General features: G+C 66.4%; 20 protein-coding genes. 13 read left to right on the forward strand and 7 right to left on the reverse strand.

The annotated features are described in order from the left end of the window. Positions 1-272 precede the first annotated feature (272 nt). Positions 273-986 (forward strand): response regulator, encoded by a 714-nt coding sequence (locus tag ACSX1D_RS06745; RefSeq protein ID WP_439861525.1) that lies wholly within the window; start codon positions 273-275, stop codon positions 984-986. Between the two features lie 9 nt (positions 987-995). Here the strand turns inward: ACSX1D_RS06745 and ACSX1D_RS06750 are convergent, their stop codons facing one another. Together ACSX1D_RS06750 and ACSX1D_RS06755 are read right to left on the reverse strand one after the other, a co-directional pair. Beyond that, a complete protein-coding gene (locus ACSX1D_RS06750; protein WP_439861526.1) occupies positions 996-2498 on the reverse strand; it encodes a sensor histidine kinase in 1503 nt (500 codons plus the stop codon). Between the two features lie 282 nt (positions 2499-2780). After that, complete coding sequence (locus tag ACSX1D_RS06755) at positions 2781-3689, reverse strand: DMT family transporter (protein ID WP_439861527.1); 909 nt, start codon at positions 3687-3689, stop codon at positions 2781-2783. A gap of 217 nt (positions 3690-3906) precedes the next feature. Here ACSX1D_RS06755 and aceK point away from each other — a divergent pair, with 217 nt between their 5' ends. Further along, positions 3907-5637: a bifunctional isocitrate dehydrogenase kinase/phosphatase gene (aceK, locus tag ACSX1D_RS06760; protein ID WP_439861528.1), complete on the forward strand. Its 1731-nt coding sequence runs from the start codon at positions 3907-3909 to the stop codon at positions 5635-5637. Positions 5638-5842: 205 nt separating this feature from the next. Continuing rightward, the gene (locus ACSX1D_RS06765) at positions 5843-5974 is read left to right on the forward strand and encodes a PA1414 family protein (protein ID WP_256625616.1); all 132 of its coding nucleotides are present in this window, start codon (positions 5843-5845) and stop codon (positions 5972-5974) included. A 70-nt stretch (positions 5975-6044) separates the two neighbouring features. On the opposite strand, the gene ACSX1D_RS06770 is transcribed toward ACSX1D_RS06765, so the two are convergent. The 4 genes from ACSX1D_RS06770 to speB form a co-directional block, all read right to left on the reverse strand. Continuing rightward, complete coding sequence (locus ACSX1D_RS06770) at positions 6045-6779, reverse strand: MBL fold metallo-hydrolase (RefSeq protein ID WP_439861529.1); 735 nt, start codon at positions 6777-6779, stop codon at positions 6045-6047. A gap of 80 nt (positions 6780-6859) precedes the next feature. Next, a complete protein-coding gene (locus ACSX1D_RS06775; RefSeq protein ID WP_439861530.1) occupies positions 6860-8461 on the reverse strand; it encodes a 5-guanidino-2-oxopentanoate decarboxylase in 1602 nt (533 codons plus the stop codon). Positions 8462-8519: 58 nt separating this feature from the next. Then, the gene (locus tag ACSX1D_RS06780) at positions 8520-9914 is read right to left on the reverse strand and encodes a YjiH family protein (protein ID WP_439861531.1); all 1395 of its coding nucleotides are present in this window, start codon (positions 9912-9914) and stop codon (positions 8520-8522) included. A gap of 75 nt (positions 9915-9989) precedes the next feature. Further along, positions 9990-10949 carry an agmatinase gene (gene speB, locus ACSX1D_RS06785; RefSeq protein WP_208709138.1) on the reverse strand — a complete coding sequence of 320 codons (960 nt, stop codon included), beginning with the start codon at positions 10947-10949 and terminating at the stop codon, positions 9990-9992. A gap of 288 nt (positions 10950-11237) precedes the next feature. On the opposite strand from speB, the gene ACSX1D_RS06790 reads away from it, so the two are divergent. The 10 genes from ACSX1D_RS06790 to ACSX1D_RS06835 all read left to right on the forward strand — a co-directional run bounded on the left by ACSX1D_RS06790 (position 11238) and on the right by ACSX1D_RS06835 (position 21855). After that, a complete protein-coding gene (locus ACSX1D_RS06790; RefSeq protein WP_439861532.1) occupies positions 11238-12131 on the forward strand; it encodes a LysR family transcriptional regulator in 894 nt (297 codons plus the stop codon). Between the two features lie 247 nt (positions 12132-12378). After that, positions 12379-12762 carry a hypothetical protein gene (locus tag ACSX1D_RS06795; RefSeq protein ID WP_208709142.1) on the forward strand — a complete coding sequence of 128 codons (384 nt, stop codon included), beginning with the start codon at positions 12379-12381 and terminating at the stop codon, positions 12760-12762. A gap of 95 nt (positions 12763-12857) precedes the next feature. Then, on the forward strand, positions 12858-13613 hold the full coding sequence (locus ACSX1D_RS06800; RefSeq protein ID WP_439861533.1) for a hypothetical protein: 756 nt from the start codon (positions 12858-12860) through the stop codon (positions 13611-13613). 600 nt (positions 13614-14213) lie between these two features. Continuing rightward, the gene (locus ACSX1D_RS06805; protein WP_439861534.1) at positions 14214-14870 is read left to right on the forward strand and encodes an OmpA family protein; all 657 of its coding nucleotides are present in this window, start codon (positions 14214-14216) and stop codon (positions 14868-14870) included. Beyond that, the gene (locus ACSX1D_RS06810; RefSeq protein ID WP_439861535.1) at positions 14867-16849 is read left to right on the forward strand and encodes a pilus assembly protein N-terminal domain-containing protein; all 1983 of its coding nucleotides are present in this window, start codon (positions 14867-14869) and stop codon (positions 16847-16849) included. The genes ACSX1D_RS06805 and ACSX1D_RS06810 overlap by 4 nt, the downstream gene beginning before the upstream one ends. Position 16850: 1 nt before the next feature. Continuing rightward, positions 16851-17588, forward strand: coding sequence for a tetratricopeptide repeat protein (locus tag ACSX1D_RS06815; protein ID WP_439861536.1), 738 nt, complete (start codon positions 16851-16853; stop codon positions 17586-17588). A gap of 4 nt (positions 17589-17592) precedes the next feature. Continuing rightward, the gene (locus ACSX1D_RS06820) at positions 17593-18936 is read left to right on the forward strand and encodes a CpaF family protein (protein ID WP_439861537.1); all 1344 of its coding nucleotides are present in this window, start codon (positions 17593-17595) and stop codon (positions 18934-18936) included. Beyond that, the gene (locus ACSX1D_RS06825) at positions 18929-19801 is read left to right on the forward strand and encodes a type II secretion system F family protein (RefSeq protein ID WP_439861538.1); all 873 of its coding nucleotides are present in this window, start codon (positions 18929-18931) and stop codon (positions 19799-19801) included. Before ACSX1D_RS06820 ends, ACSX1D_RS06825 begins: the two co-directional genes overlap by 8 nt. Beyond that, positions 19798-20640 carry a type II secretion system F family protein gene (locus ACSX1D_RS06830; RefSeq protein WP_439861539.1) on the forward strand — a complete coding sequence of 281 codons (843 nt, stop codon included), beginning with the start codon at positions 19798-19800 and terminating at the stop codon, positions 20638-20640. The genes ACSX1D_RS06825 and ACSX1D_RS06830 overlap by 4 nt, the downstream gene beginning before the upstream one ends. Positions 20641-20682: 42 nt before the next feature. Beyond that, positions 20683-21855 (forward strand): hypothetical protein, encoded by a 1173-nt coding sequence (locus ACSX1D_RS06835; protein ID WP_439861540.1) that lies wholly within the window; start codon positions 20683-20685, stop codon positions 21853-21855. Between the two features lie 543 nt (positions 21856-22398). Here the strand turns inward: ACSX1D_RS06835 and ACSX1D_RS06840 are convergent. Beyond that, positions 22399-24507 carry a putative bifunctional diguanylate cyclase/phosphodiesterase gene (locus ACSX1D_RS06840; protein WP_439861541.1) on the reverse strand — a complete coding sequence of 703 codons (2109 nt, stop codon included), beginning with the start codon at positions 24505-24507 and terminating at the stop codon, positions 22399-22401. Positions 24508-24660 lie beyond the last annotated feature (153 nt).

The following is a 24660-nucleotide window of genomic DNA, read 5'->3' on the forward strand; positions in this document are numbered from 1 at the left end:
CACAACTCAAAAAGTCCTATGAGGCTTACAGGATTGATTGGTTCTCCGTGAAGCCAAAGATGCATAGGTCCAGCTAAATCAAGCCACTATGGTCCTAATTTCGTTTGCGACTATGGTCTGAAACTTGCCCGGTCCTGTCGTTATGACGCGCGCGCGAAAAAAGGACGCGCGGTCAGTGGTTATTCCTAGCTTTACTACAATGAAGTGAGTTTCGAGCGCTTGGTCAAGGCGTTCGCGCCGCTTGGGCGCTTGTAGTAGGGGAGGGACCGGGCATGGGTGGCAGGATCAGGATCGGTATAGTCGACGATCACCCTCTGCTGAGGCAGGGGGTGGCCGCCGCGCTTAAGCGCATCGCCGACTTCGAGGTGGTTGAACAAGGGGGGACGGCCGAAGAAGCTGAAGTGATCGCGAAGAAGTACAAGCCGGATGTGATGCTCATGGATGTGCACATGCCGGGCGACAGTTTTGCCGCGGTGCGCGCCATCGTGTCCGGCAACTCAGCGACCAAGGTGTTGATGCTGACGGTGTCCGAGTCCGAAGACGACGCCTACGCAGCACTGGAGGCGGGCGCCAAGGGCTATGTGCTCAAGGGCGTGAGCGGACCGGAGCTGGCGCAGGCGATCAGGAACGTGGCAATGGGGCAGACGTTCATCACACCCGGCTTTGCCGGCAAGTTGATCAGCAACCTGCAGAAGCAGAACGGTGATGAGAAGTCTGTCAATGAGCTTACCCATCGCGAGGAGCAGATCATCCGTGAGGTGGCCAACGGGATGACCAACCGTGAAGTCGCCGACAAGCTGTCGCTCAGCGAGAAGACCGTCAAGCACTACATGACCAGCATCATGCAGAAGCTGCAGGTGCGTAACCGGGTGGAGGCGGTCACCGCGGTGATGGAGTACTGGAAGAACCGCCAAGCTGCGCGGATCAGAAGCCAGTTCACGGCGCACCGGGAAGTGGAGACCGCTGTCAACGGGGACAGTGACTGAGCGCTGGCCTTACAGCCGGAACCGCGCGCTCACCGTGGTGCCGTCGTCCGGATTGGACTGGATGTGAAACTGGCCGCCAAGCGATTCCACCCGGTAGCGCATGCCGGCCAGTCCCAGGCGGGCCCTCTGTTGATGGTTCGCCGCCGCCAGATGCTCGGTATCGAAGCCATCGCCACCATCGCTGATCTTGATTTCCAGTACGCCCTGGTCGAACGAGGCACTGACTTCCTGACCCCTGCCGTCGGCATGCCGGTAGGCGTTGTTCAGCGCCTCCTGGATGAAGCGGTAGATGCAGGTCTTGTGCGCCAGCGGCACGTTCTCCGGTAGCTCGTTGCAGCTGAGCCTGACGTGGGTCTCGGTACGCAGCTCGTGGCGTTTCACCACCAGTTCCAGTTCCTGACGCAGGGGCATGCCGTTGATTTCCGGCAGCGCCAAGCCGCGGGAAATGTCGCGGATTTCGCCCAGCGCATCCCTGGCCGCGTGCCTAAGCGATTCCAGCGCTTCGAGATCGAAGTCGCCGCCATTTTCCTTGTAGCGCTCCTGCAGCACTGCCAGTTCATCGAGGCGAACCAGGATCAGGGTCAGCAGCTGTGCGGGGCCGTCGTGCAGGTCGGCGCCGAGACGACGCAGGATCAGTTCGTTGACCCGGGAGAAGGACTGGTTGGCACTGGTGATCTTGCGCTGCAGGCTGATGTTCTGGTTGTTCAGTCGCGCCTGTTCCTGCATCTGCCGGCTGAGCGCCAGCTGCTGCTGCAGGATGATGCGCTCACCGCGGCGGACGGTCGCGAACAGCAGCAGCAGCATGGACAGGGTCGCCGTGCCGACGATGATCCACACTTCCTGGCGGATACGGGCGATCTCGTCATGCAGCATCTCGGCCTTTTCGTAGAACTCGCCGACCGCGAGGATCCGGTCCGTGCCGAATTCGCGTAGCGGCGCGTAGATCTCATAGAGCGGGATGCCCAGGCTACGCTCGTAGGCATTCTCTTCCGCCGTCAACGGGCCCCATTCGGTAATTGTCTGGCCCTTCAACGCCTGGGTCAGGTCGTCTGCTGTAAACGTCTTGCCGACGATATCCTTGTTGGTGCTGTAGATAATGGTGCCGTCGGGGCGCCAGATCTTCACCGAAACCACGTGCTCGTTGAGGGTCGGGCTGGTCATCAGCCGGTCGATCGCTGAAGCGGTCTTGACCGACAGGCGATCGGCGCTGGTCAGTTCCTGGACATAAGGCTCGAGGAAGGTGGTCATGTACAGGCCGCCGGCATTCGCCGCGGCCTGTACGGCCGAACGCTCGATGGTCTTGCTGACCAGGTTGCCGACGAAGGCCATGGTCAGGCCGAGGATGACCGTGGCGGCAATGACGAACTGGGTCGAGCGGCTCAGTCGGTATAGCGTCAGCGTCGCCCGGCGCCACCAGCCAGCGCGCGGATGGGGCATGGCCTCGCCATTCGAGCCCGGCAGGTGCAGGCCGGGACTCTGGCTGGGGTCGTGGACATTGGCCTTTGTGCTCATCCGGGCTGCTCCTGGCGCTCACCCTTGCTCGACACAGCGAGTGCATGCGGCTAGTGGCTCCGTCGGGGAAGTTCGGGGCAGGTGGCAGTTGCCAGTCGGCATCATCGAGGAGGCCGCCTGTGTTACCGAGCGTCTCGCCACCCCCCGATTACCCGCTTAGCCCTCAAGTCTAGTCCAGATACGCGCGCCGCCCCCTGCCGATACGTCGGCCGACAGACGGCGGCAGGGTATTCCTGCGGGGGATCTGACGCGTTCGGGCGAACGCTTGTGGCCACACCCGCGTCAGGCCGCGACCTTCGGCTGCACGGCCGGCGCGGTGGGGCGGACCACCAGCCAGAGCGCCACGGCGATCAGCGCGCCGCCATACAGATAGGCGGTGGACAGCGGCTCGTCCAGCAGCAACGCGCCCCACAGCACGCCGAAGGGGGGAATCAGGAAGGTGGTGGTGGAGGCCTTGATCGGACCGATATCGGCCAGCAGGCGGAAGTACAACACGTAGGCGAAGGCCGTGCACAGCAGGCCCAGACCGGCCAGCGACAGCCAGACCTCCAGGCCGCCCCAGCTGGCCGGCGGCTGCAGCACCAGCGCGCCGGCGAACCAGGGCAGCAGGAACAGGCTGGCACCGCATAGGCTGCTGAACGCGGTCAGGCGGTTGTCCAGGCCGCCCCGCTCGGCGATCCAACGCCGGGCGAGGAAGCCGGCGAAGCCGTAGCAGGCGGTGGCGACCAGGCAGGCGCCGGCACCGAGCAACAGCTCCAGGTCGAATTCGACCGGCCCGGTGCGGGTCAGCACCGCCACACCGAACAGCCCGAGCGCCACGCCGGCGGCCTTGCTCGCGGTCAGCGCTTCGGCGAAGAACAGCATGCCGATCAGCACACCCATCATCGGCGTGGTGGCATTGAGGATCGCCGAATAGCCGGCCGGCAGCACCAGGGCCGCCAGGCAGTACATGGCCGACGGCAAGCCGGCGTTGATCACCCCGAGCAGCAGGCACTGCCTGAGTTTGCCGCGAAAGTCCCAGCGCACCCGCATCAGCAGCAGGATCGCCAGCAGGCCGAGGGCGCCGAGGCTGGCGCGAAAAAAGGCAGTCGGCATGCTGCCGAGCACCGGGGCGATGATCCGCATGAACAGGAAGCTGGCGCCCCAGATGGCGGCGAGCAACAGCAGGCGGAGCAGGTCGGCGAGGCGCATGGGGTCGGCTCTCGTGGGGTGGAAGCGAGCCAGCTTACGCCGCCGCGGCGCAGGCGCAATCCACAACTGGCTTTCAAATTGCCGGCACAGTTGGCAGCCGTTCGCCTGGCGCAGGCCGGCGATCACCCGGGCGAGGCGCGGCACAAGGCTTTCCCGGGTGGCAGCCACTGGCTAAGCTCGGCATTCCATCCCGATACTTCCAGCAGAGGACTGCCCCATGGCGCAGCAATGGCCGGCCGCCGATATCGCCCGTCGGATTCTCGATGGCTTCGACGACTATCGCGAGCATTTCCGCCAGATCACCCAGGGCGCCCGCGAGCGCTTCGAGCAGGCGCTCTGGCAGGAAGCGCAGCAGGCCTCGGCCGCGCGGATCAACCTGTACGAGGAGAAGGTCGACGAGGTGGTGGTGGGCCTGCGCGAGCGCTTCGGTGAGGCGTTGGTCGAGGTCTGCCAGTGGCCGCTGGTGAAGAGCGCCTATATCGCCCTGATCGACCTGCGCTTCGACGATGAGCTGGCCGAGACCTGGTTCAATTCGATCTTCTGCGGCCTGTTCAGCCACGACCAGATCAGCGATGGCTGCATGTTCATCCATACCACCCGGCCGTCGCTGCACAGCCGCCAGCGCGCCGCGCAAACCCGCAGCTACCGGCCCGACGGCGGCTTGTCGGGCATGCTCGAGGCGATCTTCCGGGACTATCGCTTCAGCGTGGCCTTCGAGGACCTGCCCCGCGACCTCAAGCGCCTCGAGGCGCAACTGCGCGACAGCCTGCCGGACTGGGTGTGCAAGGACCCGGAGCTGTGCATCGAACTGTTTTCCTCGGTGCTCTATCGCAACAAGGGCGCCTACCTGGTCGGGCGCATCTATACCCGCGACGAACAGTGGCCGCTGGTGATCCCGCTGCTGCACCGCGAGGGGCAGGGCATCCAGATCGATGCGCTGATCACCGACGAGGCCGAGGTGTCGATCATCTTCTCCTTCACCCGCTCCTACTTCATGGTGCGGGTGGATATTCCGGCGGAGTTCATCGGCTTCCTGCGGCGCATCCTGCCGGGCAAGCACATCGCCGAGCTGTACACCTCGATCGGCTTCTACAAGCACGGCAAGTCGGAGTTCTACCGCGCGCTGATCAACCACCTGGCGAGCACCGACGACCAGTTCATCATGGCCCCCGGGGTGCGCGGCATGGTCATGAGCGTGTTCACCCTGCCGGGCTTCAACACCGTGTTCAAGATCATCAAGGACCGCTTCTCGCCGGTGAAGAGCGTCGACCGCTCCACGGTGATCCAGAAGTACCGCCTGGTGAAGAGCGTCGACCGGGTCGGGCGCATGGCCGACACCCAGGAGTTCGCCGACTTCCGCTTCCCCAAGGCCAAGTTCGCCCCCGAGTGCCTGGCCGAACTGCTGGAGGTGGCGCCGTCCACCGTGGTGCTGGAGGGCGACACCGTGCTGGTGCGCCACTGCTGGACCGAGCGGCGCATGACCCCGCTCAATCTCTATGTGGAGAATGCCAGCGAGGCCCAGGTGCGCGAGGCGCTGTACGACTACGGCCTGGCAATCAAGCAGCTGGCGGCGGCGAACATCTTCCCGGGCGACATGCTGCTGAAGAACTTCGGCGTCACCCGCCATGGCCGCGTGGTGTTCTACGACTACGACGAGATCTGCTTCCTCACCGAGGTGAATTTCCGCCACATCCCGCCGCCGCGCTATCCGGAGGACGAGATGGCCTCCGAGCCCTGGTATTCGGTGGCGCCCATGGATGTGTTTCCCGAGGAGTTTCCGCCCTTCCTGTTCGCCGATATCAAGCAGCGCCGGCTGTTCAGCCAGTTGCACGGCGAGCTGTACGACGCCGACTACTGGAAGGGGCTGCAGGAGGCGATCCGCGCCGGCAAGGTGATCGACGTCTTCCCTTACCGGCGATCGCCCGATCCGGTCGAGGGTGCTCGCTGAGCGCTCCCGCGACAAACGGTGCACCTGGCCTGCAGGCCTTGCCTGCCGGGCATCAGGGCGTCGCGCCTCGGTGTGTCGAGCGCCTGCCGGTCAGGCCACAGGGGGCTCAAGCTGGGGTATGGGGCAGCAATGGCGGCGCGTCTCATCTACGCTGAAATCAGGTGCCAGTCGCGCCTTGTCGTAACCCTTGGCAGGAGGAAGTCCCATGATCGCCAAGTTGCTGAATGCCCTCGAGGACCTGTTGATCGCCTGGGGGCTGCTCGAGCGGCCACAGCCCGTTCCGGTCCCCAGCAATCCGCCGCGCCGCCCACAGGCGCCCCGCAAGCGCCGTCAGTAAGGCCTGACTGGACTGGCGGTCGAAGCAGCCTGGGACGCGGGGGAGCAAGGGCGGGTCAAGGCCCTGAACCTCAGGCAAGCGCCGGGTGGTCCTTGAACCACTGCTTGATCAGTTCGCGCATGCGCGCGCCGGAAAAGCTCGGAAAATGTCCGCCATGGACGCTGCGCACCGGCAGCTCGCGCAGGCGCAGCAGGCTGCCTGCGTAATCCTGCAGGTTGGAGTGGTAGGCGTTCTCCACCAGCGGACCGTCGTAGAGGATGTCGCCGCTGAACAGCGTCTGCGTCTGTGCCTCCCACAGGCTGATGCCGCCCGGTGAGTGACCGGGCGTGTGCAGCACCTGCAGGACCCGGTCACCCAGATCCAGCACATCGCCTTCCTCGATCAAACGCGTGGCCGGCGCCACCCTGACCCGGTATTCGGCGTAGCACAGCGGGCAGTCCGGGTGCGCCTCGAACATGGCGTCGCCGACGCAGTCAGACGCCAGGGTGTTGGCGCCGGTCGGCGCGGCGAGGATGTCCGCCTCGGCGGGGTGCACCAGGCGCTCGGGGAATTCATGGTGACCGGCGATATGGTCGAAATGGGTATGGCTGGCCACCGCCAATAAAGGTTTTTCCGTCAGCCAGGGCAGCTGCTCGCGCAGGCTGACCAGGCCGGAGCCGGTGTCGATCAGCAGATCGCGCTCGCGGCCCCGCACATGCCACAGGTTGCAGCGGTAGAAGGGGCGGATATAGGGCTCATGGATCAGGCTGACGCCATCGTCGCGGGGCTGCACCTCGAACCAGCGCTCACGACTGACGATTCTCATGGTGGCGGCCCTCATCGGTGGCGTAGCTTGAGTCTAGGCTCGCGGGGCCCATTGCCAAGCTACGCCACTCGCGGCGACGGTCAGGGATGGAAGGGCGGCGCCTCGGCGATCTCGATCAGCAGCGGGCGATCGTCCGGCGCCTCGCGCAGCAGTTGCTGCAGGTGCGCGTGGTCGCGGGCGCGCTCGGCGGCGCAGCCGAAGCCGCGGGCCAGGGCGAGGAAGTCCGGGGTGTAGATGTCCACGCCGAGCGGGGTGATGTCGCGCTTTTCCATATAGCGCTTGATCTCGCCGTAGCCGCTGTTGTTCCACAACAGCACGATGATGCCGACGCCGGCCTCCACCGCGCTGGCCAGCTCGGGCAGGGTGAACTGCAGGCCGCCGTCGCCGATCAGGCACAGCACCGGGCGCTGCGGCTCGGCCAGCTTGGCGCCGATGGCCGCCGGCAGGCCGTAGCCCAGGGTGCCGTAGCCGGTGGAGGAGTTGAACCAGCGCCGCGCGCCGTCCAGTTCGACCAGGTGGTTGCCGCTGTACACGGTCTGGGTCGAGTCGCCGACGAAGCGCGCCTGGGGCAGGGCCTGCAGCACGCTGTCGAACAGCTGGCGGTAGTGCGCCCAGCCGCTGAAATCCTCGGCCAGTTGTGCCTGCACGGCCGCGGTGCGCCGGGCGCCAGGGCTGTCCGGGTCGACTGGACGTGCCGGCAGCTCGGCCAGCAGCTGCTGCATGGCCAGGCGCGCATCGCCCTGGATCGCCAGGCTCGGGGCGTGGTTGCGCTGCAGCTGCTGGGCGTCGATGTCGATGCGGATCAGCTCGCCAGCGAGCTTGAAGTTGCCGTCGAACACCACGTCGTAATCGGTTTCGCCCAGTTCGGTGCCGATGGCCAGGACCACGTCGGCCTCCAGGGCCAGCTGGCGCACCGGCACCAGCGACTGGTTGCTGCCCAGCAGCAGCGGGTGGCCGGGCGGCAGCAGGCCCTTGGCGTTGATGGTCAGGGCGGTGGGCGCGTCCAGGGCCACGGCCAGGGCGCGGGCCTCGGCCTGGGCATCGGTGCAGCCGCCGCCGAGCAGCAGCAGCGGGCGCTGGGCGTCTTTCAGCAGGGCCGCCGCTTCGCGGATCAGCGCGCGGCTGGGCGAGGGGCGTTGGATGCTCGGCCTGGGCGCCAGGCGCATAGACGAGGCATCGGCGGTAATGATGTCCAGCGGCAGCTCGATATGCACCGGCCGTGGTCGCTCGCCCTCGAATACGGCGAAGGCGCGGGCCAGCACGCCGGGCAGCTCCTCGACGCTCATCAGGGTGTGGCTGAAGGCGCTGACGCCGGCCACCAGCGCGCGCTGGTTCGGCAGCTCGTGCAGGTAGCCCTTGCCCAGGCCGAGGCGCTCGCGCTCGTTGACGCTGGAGATCACCAGCATCGGGATCGAGTCGGCATAGGCCTGGGCCATGGCGGTGAGGATATTGGTCATGCCCGGGCCGGTGATGATGAAACACACCCCGGGCTTGCCGCTCACGCGCGCATAGCCGTCGGCCATGAAGCCGGCGCCCTGCTCGTGGCGCGGGGTGACGTGGTGGATGCCGCTGTGCGGCAGGCCGCGGTACAGCTCGACGGTGTGCACGCCGGGGATGCCGAACACGGTGTCGACGCCCCAGGCTTCAAGTTGCTTGACGAGAAATTCGCCGCAGGTGGTCATGGGCTTTCCTTCAATTCGTACAGCGAAGCCCCCTCCCGCGCGGGGAGAGGGCAGGGTGTCAGCCGACTATCCAGTGTGCCATCAGGGCGATGATCGGCAGGGTGATCAGGGTGCGGATGATGAAGATCACGAACAGTTCCAGCAGGTTCAGCGGCAGCTTGGCCTTGATGATCAGCACGCCGACCTCCGACATGTAGATCAACTGGGTCAGCGACACGCAGGCCACCACGAAGCGGGTCAGCTCGCTCTCGATGCCCTTGCCCAGTACCGCCGGCAGGAACATGTCGGCGAAGCCCACCAGCATGGCCGGCGCCGCCTTGGCCGCTTCCGGCAGCTGCAGCAGTTCCAGCAACGGCACGATGGGGGCGGACAGCCAGTTGAAGATCGGCGTGTATTCGGCGATCGCCAGGGACAGGGTGCCGATGGCCATGACCAGGGGCAGCAGGCCCAGCCAGATGTCCACCACGTTGTGCACGCCGACCTTGACCATCTGCGCCGGCGACGGGTTGCTGTTGGCGCGCTTGACCGCCTGGGTGATGCCCCAGCGCAGCAGCGAGGTGCCGGTGGGGACGTCTTCCTTGATCTGCTTGCCGACGCCCGGGAGGTACACGTCCTTCTTCCACGACAGCGGCGGGATGCGCGGGGTGATGATCGCTGCGGCCAGGCCGGCCACCACCACGGTCAGGTAGAAGGGTACGAACAGGTGATCGAGCTTCATGAAGCTGGTGATCAGCAGGCTGAAGGCGATCGAGGCGATGGAGAAGTTGGTGGCGATCACCGCCGCTTCCCGGGCGCTGTAGAAGCCTTTCTGATACTGCTGGGCGGTGATCAGCACGCCCACGGTACCCGAGCCGAGCCAGGAGGCGATGGCGTCGATGGCCGAGCGACCGGGCAGGCCGAACACCTTGCGGAAGACGTTGCGCACCAGGGTGCCGCAGAACTCCATCAGGCCGTAGTCGGTGAGCAGCGGCAGGATCAGACCGGCGACCAGGAAGAAGGTGATCAGCACCGGCGCCAGGTCTTTCAGCACCACACCGCCGGTGTAGGCGCTCCAGATCCACTCCGGGCCGAATTCCCAGAAGGTCATGGCGGCGAACAGCGCGCCGACGACCCGCAGCGCCAGCCAGAACGGATGCAGGTTGAACAGCTCGTTGAGCGCGTGGCGCTCGGTGATCCAGCGCGGCTTGAACAGGCTGGCGAACAGGCCGATCACGGCCGAGAAGCCCAGCAGGGCGACGGCGATGGCCGGCAGCGAAGCGGCGAAGGCTGTCTTCAGTGCATCGGCCATGACCCCCAGGCCGATGGTGACCTTGCCGTCGTAGACGATGGGGGTGAGGAACAGCAGCACGCCGAGCAGCGAGGGGATCAGGAAGATCAGCAACTGGCGCATTGTGAAGGCGTGGGCGGTGGGTTGCGGCGCATCGCCGGCGATCAGGGTTTCTTCGTTATTCATCGCAGCACCTTAATTGTTGTTGTGCAGTGCCTGGGCGCCGCTCGGCGCCCAGTGTCGGATAAAAGGCCCGGTCGGTCAGCGACGCTGCACGCCGGGCAACACGCAGAGCATTTCGTACAGGAGGTTGGCGCCCAGCAACGAGGTGTTGCCGGTGGTGTCGTAGGGTGGGGAGACCTCCACCAGGTCGCCGCCGACCAGGTCCAGGCCCTGGCAGCCACGGATGATTTCCATCGCCTGGATGGTGGTCAGGCCGCCGATCTCCGGAGTGCCGGTGCCCGGCGCCCAGGCCGGATCGATGCCGTCGATGTCGAAGGACAGGTACACCGGGCCGCCGTCGACCTTGGCGCGCACCTCCTCCATCAGCGGGGCCAGCGACTGGTGCCAGCACTCCTCGGCCTGGACCACGCGGAAGCCCTGCTTGCGGCTCCAGTTGAAGTCCTCGGCGGTGTAGCCCTGGGCGCGCAGGCCGATCTGCACCACGCGCTGGCAATCGAGCAGGTCTTCCTCCACGGCGCGGCGGAAGGTGGTGCCGTGGGCGATCTTCTCGCCGAACATGTGGTCGTTGACGTCGGCGTGGGCGTCGATGTGTACCAGGCCGACCTTGCCGTGCTTCTTCTTGATCGCCCGCAGGATCGGCAGGGTGATGGTGTGGTCGCCGCCCAGGGTCAGGGGAATGATGCCGTGCTCGAGGATCTCGTCGTAGGCCTGCTCGATGATGCGGATGGCCTCGGCCATGTTGAAGGTGTTGATCGCCACGTCGCCGATGTCGGCGATGTTCAGAGAGTCGAAGGGCGCGGCGCCGGTGGCCATGTTGTAGGGGCGGATCATCACCGACTGGGCACGGATCTCGCGCGGGCCGAAACGGGTGCCCGAGCGCAGCGAGGTACCGATGTCCAGGGGCACGCCGACGAAGGCGACGTCCAGCTGGCGCTTGTCCGCGGCGCTCTGGATATGCGGCAGGCGCATCATGGTGGCGATGCCGCCGAAACGGGGCATTTCGTTGCCGCCCAGGGGCTGGTGCAGGGTCTTGTCCATGGGAGGGCCTCAGGATCGTTGGGGGTGTCAGGAAGCGTTGGCCTGGATTCTTGGCCAGCGTGGCGACGGGAAAAATCGCTGAGGACAAAAACTTAGTTGTGAGATTTCTAAACTAAAGGCCGCCATCTGTAGGATGGGCTGCGCGCAGCGATTCCATGCGGGCAACGCGATGGATCACCGTGCTGCGTTGCTGTCCAATCCGACGAATCGGTGCGCGCGGCGCACCCTACGGTGGTGTAGGGTGCGCCGCGCGCACCATTGATGAATGCCCGAGCCGACGAGCACGCCATGAACAGCCCACTGCCCGATCTCAAACTGTTGCGCATCTTCGTCGCCGTGGTGCGCCACCAGGGCTTCGCCGCCGCGCAACAGGAACTGAACCTGTCGACCTCGGCCATCAGTACCTATATGAGCCAGTTGGAGGCGCACCTGGGCATCACGCTGTGCCATCGCGGTCGCGGTGGCTTCAGCCTGACCAGCAAGGGCGAGCTGTTCTACCAGGAAACCCTGCGCCTGTTCGGCGAGCTGGAAGGCTTCGAGCGCTACGCTGCCGCGCTCAAGGGCGAGCTGCGCGGTACCCTCAACCTCGGCGTGCTGGACACCACCGTCAGCGACCCGGCGCTGCCGCTGGCCGAAGTGATCGGTGCCTACAGCCAGGAACACCCGGCCGTGCACCTGCACCTGTCGGTGATGAGTCCCTACGAGCTGCAGCTGGCGGTGCTGGAGAATCGCCTGGACCTGGCCATCAGTGCCTGCCCGTCGCGGATGAACGGCCTGCTCTACCAGCCGCTGTACCGCGAGCAGCACTGGCTGTATTGCAGCGAGCGGCATTCCCTGTTCGGCGAGCGGCGCATTCCGGCGGAGCTGGTCGCCCAGCAACGCATGGTCGGCCGTGGCTACTGGAGCCAGTCGGAGCTGGCGCGGCACGGCTTCAAGCACAGCGCCGCGACCGTCGAGTCGATGGAGGCGCAGCTGATCCTGATCCTCTCCGGTGCCTATATCGGCTACCTGCCCGAACACTACGCACAGCCCTGGGTCGAGCAGGGGCGCCTGCGGGTGTTGCTGCCGGCGACCTTCGGCTACCAGGCGCCGTTTTCCCTGATCCTGCGTCGCGGGCGCTCCCGCGAGGCGCTGATCCAGGCCTTCCGTGACTTGCTCAAGGCCCAGCTGATTAGCCAATAGGCGCCGCCCCAAGCCTGCAGATTGCGCCGGTCCCCGGCCGGATGGACTTGCCGAGTTGCTTCGCAATCTGCAACGCAGATCGGCAAGTTGGCCTGGCCGGCATCGCCCGTATTTCCGTGTTGTTTATATAAATATCTGATTTATATATAAAAAATAAGTTGGCACGGCACTTGAAAGAGCTCAGCTCAAGTGAGAACGGGATCTCGCTTGATGAAGACACAACATTCTGACCTTTGAGGTGTGCACCATGAAAACAATGAAAAAAGCGCTCGCTAACAAGAAGCAAGGCGGTTTCGTGATGACCAGCGAACTGGTGCTGATCACCACGACCATGGTCATCGGCCTGGTGGCCGGGATGGTCACCATGCGCGATGCGATCACCGCCGAGATGGAGGATGTCGCCGAGGCGATCGGCCAGCTCGATCAATCCTACGAGTTCAACGGCATCACCAACTTCGAGGAGACCGCGGCGGTATCCGGCTCGGTGTTCGGTGACAACGTCGATACGGCCGCCGGCGACGGTGATGTCTTCACCTTCGTTGCGGCGGCGCCGATCGAGGGCGGCGGAGTGATCGTCAATTCCAACGGCGGGCAATCCGCGCAAGCGGTCGGCACCGTCTCCGCGCCTTGACGCGACCGGTTGACGCCAGCGCAGGCCCGGCGATTCGTGCCGGGTTCGCGCCAGCGTTCGGCGAGTCCAGACCTCGATGAGCAAGGGGGCAGCGCATGAAACGTAAATATTCCGGAAGCACCACGGCGGCCATGGCCATGTTCCTGGTCTCGGGGGTATTGGTCAGCGTGCTCGGCGCGCGCCAGGTCGAGCGGCACAACACCCAGGAAGTCTGGGGTATCAATGGCGACTGGCCGGTCGGCACCCAGCTTCGTGCCGAACTGCTGCGCAAGGTGCGGATCGACAAGGACCAGCCGGGGATCGAGGACCCGCGCCTGCTGATCGGCAGGCGCTTGGCCAAGGACAAGCAGGATGGCCAGGCCATCCGTCCCTCGGAACTGCATCAGCCGGAAAGGTCCTGGCTGGCCCAGCAGATACCCGAGAGCAAGGTGCTCTATACCTTCACCCCGCGCAAAGGCTCGATACCCCACACGCAGCTGCGCAATGGCGATCGCTTCGATGTGCTGGTCACCGGGCGTAACGGTGTGCGCACGGTGGCCCGCGATGCACGGCTGATCGGCGCCCTGGCGCAAAGGACGTCGAGCCCCGGTGTGGCGACCGGGCTGAGCGCCTTGGCCCTGCCTGCGCTGGCGCAGGACAAGCCGGCAAGCGGCACGCCGCTGGTGATTGCCGTCGGGCCCGAGGAGGTCTATCCCCTGGCCAGCATCAGCCCGCGGGAGAAGGTCACCATCGTCCTGCACAGTGCCGGCGATGCCGACCCGGATCGCCAGCGTATCGAGCCGCAGCCCACCCATCGTCAGGTCGAACTGCTGTCCGGCCTCAAGCGGCGCAGGGTAACCGTAGAGTTGTGAGCTCCACGACTGCCCGCGGGGCAGTCATCTGGCCCGGCTGCGGCGACGTCCGCTGCCGGTGCTCGGCGTCTTGCCGGCCCGTGCTGCGGGTCCGGCCTCCAGTGGCGATCTCCCGGTTCTGACCCGCCAGCCCTTCGGCGCGAGCCGGATCGTCCCTCGTACCCTTCCTATCCCCTTCCCGCCGTTCTCCGGTCGTCGCCGGCAGTTTCAATGCGCGAGCCACAGCTGCCAGGCCCGTCCCGGTCTGTAGCGGCCGACCGGTACTCCTCATTCCCCGCAACCGCCCGATCGTCGCCCTGGCGGCGTCGTCGTGCTGCCGCGCGCCGCGACCTGGCCCTTTGCCAAAGCATTCCGGTATTGCTTTGCATTTTGCGAATACACCGAAGCCATTTGCTTATGGATTTGATTCGGCTGAGTTTTAAGTTCTGTAAGTAATTGAAATAGATAGTAAAAAACAGAACTTAAAGGACTTGGTACGGGCTGTGCTTCAACCCCTCTGAGGCCGTCGCGTTTGCCCCCTTTGCAGTAGTCGAGGGCGTCGACGGGTAGGGCAGGCGATATCGACATCGCCGAGCCGTCACCAAACAGAGAGGTCCTGCAATGAGAACCGCCAGTCTGCTATTAGGCGTCTTCCTCGCCGGGTGTGCCGGGCAGGAACCGGCATCGCCGATAACCGAGCCCATGCATGGGTCGGCATGGCTCGGCCATGCCCCGGCAACCCTGGGCGCCTATGCCCATGACCGCGACCCACGGCAACTGGGGCAACCCCGGCACTGGCCCTACAACCGTCCGCTGGACCGGGCCGCCATGGCGTTGCGTACCTGTACCGGGGGCACCGGCCACTATCAGTTGATCGCCCGGCTCAGCCCTTTCGACCACGATATCGGCGAGTTGCCCGCTGCCGAGCAGGGCGAGCTGGCGCTTCTCGCGCGGTCGCTTCTGCGTCAGCCCATGATCCCCAGCGTGCTGGTGGCCGGGCACACCGACTCCGCGGGGAGCGAGCGCTACAACCAGCAACTGTCCGAGCTCCGCGCGCATGCCGTGGCCAACGCCCTGGTGCGACACGGCCTGCCCCGGGCGCACCTGCAGGTGGTGGGCTTCGGTGAGCACGCGCCCTTGCACCCGCTGCTGGTCAGCGACGTGGCGCCCCTGAACCGGCGGGTGGAGCTGTTCACCTACCTGCCGCTCGAATCCACCGGCGCGCATGCCGCGCCTTGCCTGCAGGCCGTGCCCACTACCGCCGAGGTGACGAAATGAAAAGCACGCGAAGCTGTTTGCTGGTGGCTTGCGCCACGGCACTGATCGGACTGGTCATGCCCACGCCGGCCCAGGCCGGCCTGACCTTCGTCGAGGATGCCAGCGGGCGTCGTTCCGCCTCGTTCCGCGACCTTATCCAGTGGACCCACTCGCGCCTGCTGTTCGACAAGGAGCTCAAGCGCGTGGCGATCGGCCAGGAGAAGACCCTGGAAGTCGAGATCCTCGGCGGTCGTGAGCTGCTGGTGCTGGCCAAGAGTGTCGGACGCACCACGCTGATCGTGTGGTACGCCGACGGCACCAGCGAAACCTACCTGTTCAGCGTCACCGAGGACCTGTCGGTGCTGCGCAGTGCTCTGCGCGACATCCATTCGGGCATCCGCCTGGAACCGGCGCCGGATCGCCCGGCCTTGGTGCTGCGTGGCAAGGTGCCGACGGTCGAGTACAAGATCGCCGCGGAAGCGGCCGCCCGCCACTACCTGGGGGTGCGCCAGCAGAGCGGTGCCGCGGCGACGGCGCCAGACCCGGCGCAGAACCTCTCCGATGCCCTGCAGATGGTGGTGGCCGCGCAGGACACCAGCCGGGCCGGCCGCAACGCTTTCCGCCTCGGTGCGCAAAGCCTCAATGCCGACAGCCGGGTGGCGGTGATCAACCTGATCCAGGTGCAGACCCTGCCCAAGAGCATGGAGGTGAAGATCCGCGATGCCATCGCCAGCCTCGGCGGCGGTGACGTGCGCATCCGCCGGGTGATGCAGGGCGATATCGCCAACGACTTCGCCGACACCCTGATCCTCGAAGGCGAGGTGCGCGACCAGGTGACGCTGACGCGGATACTCAACGTGGCCTCGCGCCTGTTCCTCGGCGATCAGGGGCTCGCCGGCGGACTGTCGCAGGTGTCGGTGGTCACCGACGAGTCCGGCGGTCTGCTCGACCAGCGTGGCTCGACCAAGGCGGCCGCCTCGCTGGTCAGTGGCCTGGACGGCGGCGCTGGCATCCACGACAACGACCTGCGGGCCAACGTCGGCCGGGCCAAGCTGCTGTCGCTGGCCAACGGCCGCCTGCTGTCGATGATCGAGGTGCGCGACCTGCCGCAGGTGCGGGTGTCGGTGCAGATCCATGAGGTCAACCGCAATCGCCTGCACAGCTGGCGTCCGGACCTGAGCCTGGTCACCCAGGGCTACAACAGCGAGGGCCTGTTCGGCCTCGGCGGCCTGGGCCAGATCCAGCCGGACAGCTCCACCGTGGAAAATGCCCTGCAGATCATCGGCGGTTCGCTGACCAACAACCTGCAGATCGGCAGCAGCCGCCTGGCCTTCGATCTGCTGTTCTCGCTGATGGAACAGGAAGGCATCGCCAAGACCCTGTCGCGACCGACGCTGATGGTGCTGGCCGGCGAGTCGGCGGTGTTCAGCGTCGGCGGCGAGGTGCCGGTGCCCACGGCATTCGCTCCGACCGGGCTGAAGAGCGGCGATGAAGTCGGCAACAACACCCCGGGGGTGTTCAGCGGCACCAGCTTCAAGTCCTTCGGCGTGCAGCTGAAGGTGCGCGCCATGGTCGACGAGAACGACCGCATCACCCTGGACGTCAATCCGACCGTGTCAGCGCCCGACACCCTGCTGACCCGGCAGATATCCGGCAGCACCGGCAGCAACCTCAACAGCACGGCCTTCAATACCCGCAGCATCAGCACCACCACCCGCCTGCAGGATGGCCAGCCGCTGATCCTCGGCGGCCTGGTCTCCAGCGAACAGTCGACCCAGGAGGACTTCACCCCCGGGATCAACGAGATTCCGCTGCTCGGCCGCCTGGCCGAGTCCTCCAGCGACAGCGGCCAGGACCGCGAACTGATCATCGTGGTGACCCCCACCCTGGTCCGCGAAACCCAGAGCGACGTGCACCTGTGGGCCTTTCCTTCCCCCCTCGACCTGGCGCAGCGGGCCTTGCAGCCCGCCCTGCCGCGGGCTCGCCAAGAGGAGCAATAAGATGAATATCCAACTCGCATTGCCTATCGCCTTCGCCCTGGTTGTGCTCGGCGGCTGCGGCTCTCTCGGCCAGCAGCGCACCGAGGCGAACGAAGACCCGCATATCCAGGTCGATCGGGTCCTGGCCCATTACCGCGCCACCCTGGCCAGCGGCGTGGCCTGCCAGAGCGCCACCCGGGGGTGGAGCGAGCCGGTCGACTGCGAAGGCCTGTTGCGCGAAACCATGCAGCTGTACGCGAATTTTCCGCACAACGAACGGGTGATCATGCTGGCGGCCCTGATGGCCTATCAGTCCGGACGCGCGCCCCAGGCCGCCTACCTGCTGGACCAGCTGCTGGGCGGCCACAAGCCGCGCCCCGAGGCCGCCGTGTTGCGCAGCCGGATCGCTCTGGAGGAGGGCAACCTGGCCCTGGCGCGGACCCTGCTCAAGCAGCAGATCCGCCTCAACCCGCGGCATCCGCAGCTGTACGAGATCCTGGCGGCGGTGCAGTACCTCGACCGCCAGTACGCCGGCGCCCTGCACAGCCTGAGCATGTCCGAGCGGGTCGGCGCGCCTGGCTGGCGGGCGGCCTATCACCGCGGGCTGATCTACGAGCAGCAGAATCGACGCGACGCGGCCTGCCAGCAGTACCGCCTGGCAGCCGCCGGCAATCCGCAGTTTCTGGCCCCGGAGAGCCGCCTGGTCAGCCTGTCTGGCGGCGCCGCCTGCGGCTCGCCGTCCGCGACGCTGGGAGGCTAGCGCCATGGAGATCAATGACCGCGAAGTGGCGGATGTCGATCTGCGCCGTCTGCGCCAACTGCTCCATCAGCGCCTGATCGATTCGCTGGAAATGGGCGAGAACGAGCTGTTCGCCGACAGCGCTGCCCTGCGCGGGCGGATCGATGGCCTGATCGAGCGCCTGGAGGGCGACCTCGGCAAGCCCATCGAGGCGAGCAGCCGCCTGGTGCTCGGCGAGGAGGTGTTGCACGAGGTGCTCGGGCTGGGGCCGCTGGCGCCGCTGATGATCGACCCCGGGGTCTCCGACATCCTGATCAACGGTCCGCACGAGGTTTGGGTCGACCGCCGCGGCCAGCTCAGCAGGACCGCCCTGGAGTTCGACAACGAGGCCCATCTGCGGCGCTTCCTCGATCGCCTGGTCGCCGCCCAGGGCAAGCACCTGGACAGCAACTGCCCGGCGGTGGACGCGCGGCTGCCCGACGGCAGTCGCTTGCACGCGATGATTCCGCCGCTCTGCGCCAAGGGTCCGGTAGTGTCGATCCGCCGCTTTATCGAGGCCCAGGACGGCGCCGAGGCCCTGGTCGACAATGCCATGCTCAACCAGCCGATGCTCGAGCTGCTGGGGCTTGCGGTCGGTGCCGGGCTGAACATCCTGATCGCCGGTGGCGCCGCGGCGGGCAAGACCACCCTGCTCAACGGCATCTCGCAGTTCATCCCGGCCGGCGAGCGGGTGATCACCATCGAGGAGTCGGCCGAGCTGCAGCTGCGCCATCCCCATGTGGTGACCCTGGAGGCGCGCCAGGGCAACAGCGAGGGGCGCGGCCAGGTGGACCTGCGCATGCTGCTGCGCAATGCCCTGCGCATGCGCGCCGACCGCATCATCGTCGGCGAGGTGCGCGGCCACGAGGTGTTCGAGATGCTCCAGGCGATGACCGTGGGCCACGACGGCAGCCTCTCCACCGTGCACGCCAACAGTCCCAATGATGCCCTCAAGCGCCTGGAGTCGCTGGCGTTGCTGGCCGATATCGGCCTGCCGCGGGAAGCGATCCGCGAGATCATCGGCTCGGCCGTGCAGCTGATCGTCCAGGTGGCGCGCTTTCGCGATGGCAGCCGCTGCGTCACCAGCATCGGCGAGGTACTCAGTGACCAGGGCCGTCTGCGGGTCCGTGAAGTCTTTCGCTTCCAGCCCGCGCCGCTGCTGGCGCAGGACGACGCGGCGCCCGGGGCGGCCTTGAATCGCCGTGGACGCCATCTGCCGGGCGCGCAGCCGCCGACTTTCCTGGCGTCCCTGGGCCAGCGCGGCTATGCCGTGCCGGCCAGCCTGATGGCGCTGTACCCGGCGACGGGCGAGGAGGTCGGGCATGGCTGAGCTCTTTCTCTGGCTGCTGGCCGGGGGCGGCCTGCTGCTCTCCGCGGGCATGCTGCTGCGGCGCCTGGCCGGCGCCGCGCCAGCCCGGGAGCTGGCGCTGCTGACGCCGCCGAACGAGGGCTTCGCTGCCCTGCAGGTCCAGCTGCGGATCCTCGATATCCAGCTGCGGCCACTGCTGTTCGTCGCCGGCCTGCTGCTGAGCAGCGTGGCGGTGTGGGTCATCTTCCTCAGCCTGTTTCCCGCGCAACTGGGTTTGTCGGTGGTCGCCGGCCTGGCCTTCCTGCCGGTCAGCCTGCTGCTGATGAATGACCTGGTGGCCTGGCGTTCACGGCTGTTCGAGACGGCTCTGGTCGATGTGGTGGACCTCATGCATGCCGCGGCAGCAGGCGGCACGCCGCCCCTGCCGGCGCTGCAGGTGGCCGCCGAGGCCTCGCAGGGCTTCGTGCGCAAGGCGCTGGAAGACATCGTGCGGCGCATCCGCCTCGGCGCCTCGGTCGATGAAGCCTGCAAGCCGCTGCTGAGCCTGTACACCAGCGAGGGGGTCAGGCTGTTTGCCAACACGCTGTCCTCGCGCTGGCACGCCGGCGGCGACTTCGAGGGTTTGCTACGGGCTTTGGGCAGCATCCTGCGCGAGCGCAGCTTCTACCGCCAACGCCTCCAGGGGCAACTCTCGGGCGCCCGCTATGCGCTGCTGTTTGCCGCGTTCTTTCCCTACATCCTGATTCCCTTCTTCATGTGGAAGGAGCCCGGCTGGCTGCTGCCGCTCACCGAGCACCCACGGGGGCCGGCATTGGTGCTGGGCGCGCTGCTGTGCCAGATCCTCGGTTTCCTGTGGATGCGACGAATTCTGAGGAGTGACGAATGATGAGCGGACTCTGGTTCGATACGGCCCTGCTGGTCGCCCTGATGCTCTGCCTGGGGCTGGTATTCGTACTGCAGCGTCAGGAACTGAGCCTGACCGAGGAGGCTCTGCTGCACGATGCCGAGCGCCAGCCGGGGCGTCTGGCGCGATGGCTGTTTCCGGCGCGGCTGATTCGCCAGGCCGGGATCATGCCCGGTCGGCTGCGGCTGCTGTATTGGCCATGCAAGTTGGCGCTGGCGGTGCTGCTGCCCCTGGCCCTGCTGGAGTGGCGCGGCCCCTGGAACCATTGGCCGGTCCTGCTCGTGGCGGCCATCGTCGGCTGTTTCGCCTTCGACCTGTGGCTGTACCGCCGCCGCCAGCGCCGGCGCCTGCGTATCCAGCAGACCCTGAGCTTCTTCGTCGACCTGCTGTGCGCCTACCTGTCTTCCGGCTCTGCCTTGGCCCAGGCCTTCGAGCATGCAGCGCGCTTCGGTTTCAAGGCCGATCACCCGTTGGCCCGTGAGGCGATGCTGGTGTGCGCCGAGCTGAATGCCGGGCAGTCGCTGCGCAAGGCCCTGCAGGGCATGGGCCAGCGCACCGGGGTGCAGGAGCTGCGCCGCCTGTCCGCGGTGTTCGAGGTGGGTGCCCAGGTCGGCGCGCCGATCCTGCAGACCCTGGAGAAGCAGTCGCAGATTCTGCTGGAAAAGCAGCGCGCGCAGGCCGCCCAGGTGCTCAACCGGAAAAGCATGGAGATGCTCTTTCCGCTGGGCCTGGTGTGCCTGCCGATGTTCCTGGTGCTGGTGATATTTCCGGCCGGCGTGCAGCTGTACGACACCGTGCAGATTCTCAAGCACCTGCTGTGAGTGGCGTGCGGCCGAATCCGACAACTGCAGAGGAGAACGATCATGCAGAGCCCGAACGCTGCGCACCATCGGCAAGACGCCGGCATGGCCTGTGGGCCGCGCAAGACCCAGGGCGGTTTCGTCATCACCGTCGAGCTGCTGTTGCTGATCACTATCCTGGTGCTGGGCACCCTGGTCGGCATCGTGGCGATTCGCGATGCCCTGGTTAAACGCTATGTCAGCCAGCAATCGCAGAAGGCGATCGTGGTCGATGCCCAGGGCAAGGTGCTGGGCGAGGCGGCCGACTTCGACGAGCACGATGCGCCCCGGCTGTTCTATATCGACCGCAGCCAGTCGAACAACTACCGCACCCTGATCGGCATCCGCGATGATCGCTTCACCAGCCGCGAGCCGCTCTACTATGCCGGCAACAGCTGTGAGGGCGATCCCTGCATCAAGACCGTCAGCGACGAATTGAGCGACAACAGCGGCGTCGACGGCGTGTCCGGCTCGGGCAGCGTCAGCTATTTCAACGCCCTGCAGGGGCAGCCCAACTATGCGGTAGGCCAGGGCGCCAGCGGGTTGCCCGGGGCGCTGTACCGCGAGACGGCGCAGAGCTGCCCGATCGCCGCCGCCGACATCGGTTCGCGCTGGGTTTCGCAGAAGGTGGTGGCGGGTTCGCCCTGCGAGGCGGTCAGCTTGGATGACAGCAGCACCGAGCCAGCCTACAACGCCTGCCTGGTCACGACCCTGGAACCCTGTGACTGCCCGCTCGGCTACGAAGACGAGGGCGACCTGCTGGCCACCTATCTACCGGCGATCAACACCCGTATGGACAGCATCCGCACCAGCATCAACCTGCTGCTGCCGCCGGGTCAGCGTCTCGACCCCGTGGAGGTGGGCAGCCTGTGTTGCCCCCAGGCAATGTCCCTGCAAGCCGAGGAGCTGGTCGATGCAGCGGTCTTCGTGGCGATCAACCAGGTGCTGGCGGAGTCGAACATCAACGACGGATTCAAGCCGCTGATCAATGAAATCCTCGCGCCGCTGCAAAGTGAGATTCTCTGCGAATCCTTCGTCCAACTAAAGGCCACCGAGCCGGTCGCCGATCCCAAGGACCCCACCCGCAACGCCTTCGAGGCCTTCACCGCGCCCTTCCGGGTCAACCTGCCGAGCGCTGCCAGCGACAGCGCCTGGCGCAGCGTGCCGCCGACCGGCGAGGGTACCTTCAACCCCTGAGTTCGGCCGTGACGACAGTGCGTGCCCAGACCTGGGCGCGCACTGTCGTGTTCGACCGCGAGGGTCGGCCGGTGCTGCTCGCCTGCGCCGCCTGGTCCCCGGTGTCCGGTCCCGTCCGTAATCCCATCCATTCCTCGCCCGAGGCTGCTGCCCTGCCGGTTGTCGCAGCAGCCGGCGGTTAGTCGCGTGGAGCCATCGGCGCCGGCTTTCGCCGGCCTGGCTGCGGCATCGGCATTCGCGTTCCACTGCGCGGCTGGCGCTTGGTCGCCGATGCGGACGCCGCTTCCGGGCGGGATCAGCTTCTGCTGCCTGCCTTGGGGGCGCAGCGTGGGCGCGGATCGAACCGGTGCCGGCGCAATGGTGCGGGCGCCGCAAGGCGGGGCGGAGTGAGCGTCGAATGATCGGCTACGGCCGGCGCTGGGGAAGGGCGAGTGGGGCTTGGGGTGGCCGGCGCCGCAGAAGGCGCAAAGCGGCAGGGCCGCGCCAGGGGCATGGCCGGATGCGGCGGGGGGGCGGACGGCCCCGATGGATGCCACCGGGGGGTTACAGGGCCAGTTGCGGCTCGAGGAAGCGCTGCTCGACAGCGCTGGCGCTCATCGGCCGGCCGGTCAGGTAGCCCTGGATCAGCTGGCAGTTGCGGGCTCGCAGGTAGCGCAACTGGGCTTCGGTCTCGACGCCTTCGGCCACCAGCGTCAGGTCGAGGGAGTGACCCAGGGCGATGATGGCATCGACGATGCTGTGTGCCTGGGTGTCATCGCTGATGTCCATGACGAAGGCCCGGTCGATCTTCAGGATGTCGATGGGGAAGGTCTTGAGCATGCTCAGGGACGAGTAGCCCGTGCCGAAGTCGTCGATGGCGATGCGCACGCCCCGCCCGCGCATGCGCTCCAGGGTCGTGAGCACATGCTGCTGTTCGACCAGCACGCTCTCGGTGATCTCCAACTCGATCGCGCAGGGCGAGACCTGCATGCGCTCCAGCAGGCGAAAGAGTCGCTGCTCGAAATTGTGTTGGTTGAACTGGTGCGCCGATACGTTCACGGCGATGGGCGCACAGGCGTGACCCTTGACCTGCCAGAGGCGGCTCTGCAGGCAGGCCTTTTCCAGTATCAGCTCGCCCAGGGGCAGGATCAGCCCGGTTTCCTCGGCCAGCGGGATGAACTCGCCGGGGGATATGCTGCCGAGCTCCGGATCGTTCCAGCGGGCCAGTGCCTCCACGCCCTTGAGTTTTCCGCTCGCCGCGCACACCTTGGGCTGATAGACCAGCTCCAGCTCGCCATGGCTGATGGCCCTGCGCAGGGCCGCTTCCAGATACAGGGCCCGTTCGCTCTGCTGCTCGAATTCCGGGGTGTACAGCACGGTTTCCGGGCTGCGCTGGCGGCTGGCCTTGTGCGCGGCCAGCCCGCTCATCTTGAACAGCTGCTCGATGTTGCCTTGACCGGCGGTCTGGATGGCGGCACCGGAGTACACCGGCAGGCAGAACTCGTAAGTGTCGACCTGGATCGGTTGCTCGAACGAGCTGTTGATCCGGCGTATCAGGTGCTTGAGTTGCAGGTTCTCGGCGGAGTCCCTGAGCAGCACATGAAACTCGGAGTCGCTGGTGCGGGCAATGAACGGCAGGCTCTTGGGCCGGTGCTCCTCGTACTGCTGATTGGCGTCCAGCGCGGCGAGCAGTTTGTCCGCCGCCACCTTCATGAGCTTGTCGGCCAGCTTGGCACCGACATTGTTTCTGATGCTCGAATAGCTGTCGAAGCGCAGCTGCAGCACACACAGGCTGTTATCCAGGGTCGCGTCGAGGTGGCGTTGGGCGGCCTGCAGGAAGCAGGCCTGGTTGGGCAGGCCGGTCAGGCCGTCGATCAGCGACAGCCGTTCGATGTGGCGTTGCTGGCGGGCCTGGTTGGTGGTGTCGCGCAGCATGCAGATCACCTCGTCAGGGCCGCAGGCCACCAGGCGTATTTCGAACACGTTGTCGTCCATGCCGCCGAGCTGCAGCGGCAGGGTGTCGCCCTGCAGCGCCTGGCCCAAGGCCTGCGCGGGGTCGAACTGGGCGATGCCGGCGAATACCTGATGAATCGGATCGCCGATACGCAGGCGTGCCTTGAGCAGCGCCGGCATGCGCTCGGGGACCTTCGCCGCCTGCAACAGGCCCTCGGCGTCGAAGCGCAGTATGCAGTCCGGAATGGCATGCAGCAGCGCGGCCTGGCTGGCACGCTCCTGCTCCAGCGCCACGTGGTTGCGCTGCGCCTGGACGATGTGGCGCAGGCGCTTGGCCAGTACCTTGGCGCTCAAGGGCTTGGTCACGTAGTCGGTGGCGCCGACCTCGGATGCCCGGTTGATCGAGTCCAGGTCTTCCATGCCGGTGAGCATCACCACCGGCGTCTGTGCCCGCCCTGGCAACTGCTTGAATTTTTCGCAGGCGGTGAAGCCGTCCATGCCGGGCATGCGCACGTCCATCAGGACGATGTCGAAGTTCCGCTCCCGGGCCAGCGCCAGGGCCTGGCCGCCGTCGCCGGCTTCGCTGATCTCGAGCCCCTCGTGGGTCAAGGACAGCTGCATGTGCATGCGGATCAGTTCGTCGTCGTCGACGACCAGGACCGACAGGCGCTCCTCGGCTTGCGACTCGAGTAGCGCTGCAAGCTCGTTTGATTCGTCCATGATCATCTCCCGTGGTTGGGTCTATTGCCCAGGTAATCAGCCAGAAGCATGCCAAGTACTCGGCTAACCCAGGATAGGCGGCCGTTCAAGCCGAAATGCGCGGCCGAGTGGCTGAGCTGACGCTGGCTCAATTGCAAAATGGGTCTGCAGCGC

Source organism: Pseudomonas sp. MBLB4136, assembly GCF_051904765.1.
In the GTDB taxonomy this organism is placed as follows: domain Bacteria; phylum Pseudomonadota; class Gammaproteobacteria; order Pseudomonadales; family Pseudomonadaceae; genus Aquipseudomonas.

Excerpts from the sequence above, each read along its gene's own strand:
- ACSX1D_RS06775 (WP_439861530.1), bottom strand. The coding sequence starts at position 8,461 with ATGACCACCTGCGGCGAATTTCTCGTCAAGCAACTTGAAGCCTGGGGC.
- speB (WP_208709138.1), bottom strand. The coding sequence starts at position 10,949 with ATGGACAAGACCCTGCACCAGCCCCTGGGCGGCAACGAAATGCCCCGT.
- ACSX1D_RS06755 (WP_439861527.1), bottom strand. The coding sequence starts at position 3,689 with ATGCGCCTCGCCGACCTGCTCCGCCTGCTGTTGCTCGCCGCCATCTGG.
- ACSX1D_RS06800 (WP_439861533.1), top strand. The coding sequence starts at position 12,858 with ATGAAACGTAAATATTCCGGAAGCACCACGGCGGCCATGGCCATGTTC.
- ACSX1D_RS06790 (WP_439861532.1), top strand. The coding sequence starts at position 11,238 with ATGAACAGCCCACTGCCCGATCTCAAACTGTTGCGCATCTTCGTCGCC.
- ACSX1D_RS06750 (WP_439861526.1), bottom strand. The coding sequence starts at position 2,498 with ATGAGCACAAAGGCCAATGTCCACGACCCCAGCCAGAGTCCCGGCCTG.
- ACSX1D_RS06805 (WP_439861534.1), top strand. The coding sequence starts at position 14,214 with ATGAGAACCGCCAGTCTGCTATTAGGCGTCTTCCTCGCCGGGTGTGCC.
- ACSX1D_RS06825 (WP_439861538.1), top strand. The coding sequence starts at position 18,929 with ATGGCTGAGCTCTTTCTCTGGCTGCTGGCCGGGGGCGGCCTGCTGCTC.
- ACSX1D_RS06780 (WP_439861531.1), bottom strand. The coding sequence starts at position 9,914 with ATGAATAACGAAGAAACCCTGATCGCCGGCGATGCGCCGCAACCCACC.
- ACSX1D_RS06840 (WP_439861541.1), bottom strand. The coding sequence starts at position 24,507 with ATGGACGAATCAAACGAGCTTGCAGCGCTACTCGAGTCGCAAGCCGAG.
- ACSX1D_RS06835 (WP_439861540.1), top strand. The coding sequence starts at position 20,683 with ATGCAGAGCCCGAACGCTGCGCACCATCGGCAAGACGCCGGCATGGCC.
- ACSX1D_RS06820 (WP_439861537.1), top strand. The coding sequence starts at position 17,593 with ATGGAGATCAATGACCGCGAAGTGGCGGATGTCGATCTGCGCCGTCTG.
- ACSX1D_RS06770 (WP_439861529.1), bottom strand. The coding sequence starts at position 6,779 with ATGAGAATCGTCAGTCGTGAGCGCTGGTTCGAGGTGCAGCCCCGCGAC.
- ACSX1D_RS06765 (WP_256625616.1), top strand. The coding sequence starts at position 5,843 with ATGATCGCCAAGTTGCTGAATGCCCTCGAGGACCTGTTGATCGCCTGG.
- aceK (WP_439861528.1), top strand. The coding sequence starts at position 3,907 with ATGGCGCAGCAATGGCCGGCCGCCGATATCGCCCGTCGGATTCTCGAT.
- ACSX1D_RS06795 (WP_208709142.1), top strand. The coding sequence starts at position 12,379 with ATGAAAACAATGAAAAAAGCGCTCGCTAACAAGAAGCAAGGCGGTTTC.
- ACSX1D_RS06815 (WP_439861536.1), top strand. The coding sequence starts at position 16,851 with ATGAATATCCAACTCGCATTGCCTATCGCCTTCGCCCTGGTTGTGCTC.
- ACSX1D_RS06745 (WP_439861525.1), top strand. The coding sequence starts at position 273 with ATGGGTGGCAGGATCAGGATCGGTATAGTCGACGATCACCCTCTGCTG.
- ACSX1D_RS06830 (WP_439861539.1), top strand. The coding sequence starts at position 19,798 with ATGATGAGCGGACTCTGGTTCGATACGGCCCTGCTGGTCGCCCTGATG.
- ACSX1D_RS06810 (WP_439861535.1), top strand. The coding sequence starts at position 14,867 with ATGAAAAGCACGCGAAGCTGTTTGCTGGTGGCTTGCGCCACGGCACTG.